Origin of the sequence: Mesorhizobium sp. M5C.F.Ca.IN.020.29.1.1, assembly GCF_003997375.1 — a bacterium.
Lineage (GTDB): Bacteria > Pseudomonadota > Alphaproteobacteria > Rhizobiales > Rhizobiaceae > Mesorhizobium > Mesorhizobium wenxiniae.
This window is the reverse complement of record NZ_RZSW01000825.1, coordinates 1-1,958: the sequence shown is the minus strand read 5'-3', so window position 1 is coordinate 1,958 and position 1,958 is coordinate 1. Positions and strand designations below refer to the sequence as shown.

2 protein-coding genes and 1 pseudogene are annotated in these 1,958 nt (G+C 64.8%); all 3 read left to right on the top strand.

From position 1 onward, the window contains the following. On the top strand, positions 1 to 296 hold a 296-nt coding region (gene bioD, locus EOA85_RS33970), incomplete at its 5' end, for an ATP-dependent dethiobiotin synthetase BioD (RefSeq protein ID WP_164760084.1). Next, a complete protein-coding gene (locus EOA85_RS33965) occupies positions 296 to 1,561 on the top strand; it encodes an adenosylmethionine--8-amino-7-oxononanoate transaminase (protein WP_127212609.1) in 1,266 nt (421 codons plus the stop codon). The genes bioD and EOA85_RS33965, both read left to right, overlap by 1 nt. Beyond that, positions 1,558 to 1,958, top strand: a pseudogene (locus EOA85_RS33960) (3-oxoacyl-ACP synthase); the annotation flags it as partial. The gene EOA85_RS33965 and the pseudogene EOA85_RS33960, both read left to right, overlap by 4 nt.

The window sequence follows — 1,958 nt, the reverse complement described above, 5'->3', positions numbered from 1 at the left end:
GGTTCATTGACATATTCGAACAATGGCGGCTGCCGGTCATACTGTGCGCCCGCACCGCGCTCGGCACCATCAATCATACGCTGTTGTCGATCGAGGCCCTGAGAGCCCGCTCCATCCCGCTCATCGGCATTGCCTTCATGGGCGAAGAGGTGGCCGATACGCAAAGGACAATCGTGGAATTCGGCGGCGTGCCGCAGCTCGGCAGGCTGCCGCACCTCGGTCCGCTGACGGGTGAAACGTTGAGAGATGCAATGATTTCCGGCTTCGACCTGGCCATGATTGCCGGAGGCGACTGATGGCGCAGTCTCGAGTCTGGCATCCGTTCACGCAGCACGCGCTAGAGCCCTCGATCCCTGAAATCGTGCTGACTGAAGGCGCCTATCTCCACAAGGCCGACGGCTCCCGCATCCTGGATGCGATTTCTTCCTGGTGGGTCGTCACTCATGGCCACCGCCACCCCCGCATCATGAAGGCCATCGAGACGACCGCGTCGAGCCTCGACCAGATCATCTTCGCAGGCTTCACCCACGAGCCGGCCGAGCGCCTGGCCGAGGCGCTTGTCGGCCTCGCACCCGCCGGCCTTGACCGGGTGTTCTATTCCGACAGTGGCTCGACCTCAATCGAAGTCGCGCTGAAGATGGCGCTCGGCTATTTCCGCAACATCGGCGCGCCGCGTTCGCGCATCGTCGTCATGGAGCACAGCTATCATGGTGACACGATCGGGGCGATGAGCGTCGGCGCCCGTGGCGTGTTCAACGCCGCCTACGAGCCCTTGCTGTTCGAGGTCGACACCATCCCCTTCCCGGCCGCCGGGCGCGAGCAGGAAACGCTGGATCGGTTCGAGGCACTCTCCCGCGACCGGCGCGCCGCCGCGCTGATCGTCGAGCCGCTCGTGCTCGGCGCCGGCGGCATGCTCATGTATCCGGCCTGGGTTCTGACCGAATTGAAGAGGATCACTGAGGCCGCCGGCACGCTGCTGATCGCCGATGAAGTGATGACCGGCTGGGGGCGCACCGGAACCATGTTCGCCTGCGAACAGGCGTCCGTCTCGCCGGACATCCTGTGCACCTCGAAAGGTCTGACCGGTGGTACCATCCCGCTGGCCGCCACGATCGCCACCGATGCCATCTTCCAGGCTCACTATTCCGAGGATCGCAAGAAGACGTTTTTCCATTCGAGCTCCTACACCGCCAATCCGATTGCATGCGCGGCGGCACTTGCCAATGTCGAGATCTGGCACGACGAGCCGGTGGCCGAGCGGATCGCGGCCTTGAGCGAGCGACAGGCCGCCGGGCTTCGACGCTTTCGCGACAACCCTCGCTTCACCGATTGCCGGACAACCGGCACCATCGCGGCACTCGACCTACGCACCGGCTCAGCCGGTTATCTGGCCGAGATCGGGCCAAAACTGCGCGCTTTTTTTCTTGAGCGCGGCCTGCTCGTGCGCCCGCTCGGCAATGTCCTGTACCTTCTGCCGCCCTATCGCATTACCGGCAACGAGTTGGATGGGCTCTATGACGCCATCGAGGAGGCCGGCGAACGCTTCGGCTCAAAGCCATGAGCCGATCATCGCGCATTCTCGGGCTTGGCCATCATGCGCCCGCGCGCAAGGTGGAGAATCCGGAAATCGAAGATCGTCTCGGGCTTGAACCCGGCTGGATCGAGCGGCGCACCGGGATACGGTCGCGCTTCTGGGCAGCGGACGAAGACACGCTGTCGGCCCTTGCCGCGCACGCCGGCGACATGGCGCTGACCAATGCCGGTATCGACCGCGGCGACATCGGCCTGCTGTTGCTCGCTACCTCCACACCCGATCATCTTCTGCCGCCAAGCGCGCCCCTGGTCGCACATCGGCTGGGACTAGGTCGCGCCGGCGCGATCGACCTGACCGGCGCCTGCGCCGGCTTCATCTATGCGCTGATGTTCGCCGACGGCTTCACCCGCCTGCACGGCAGGGC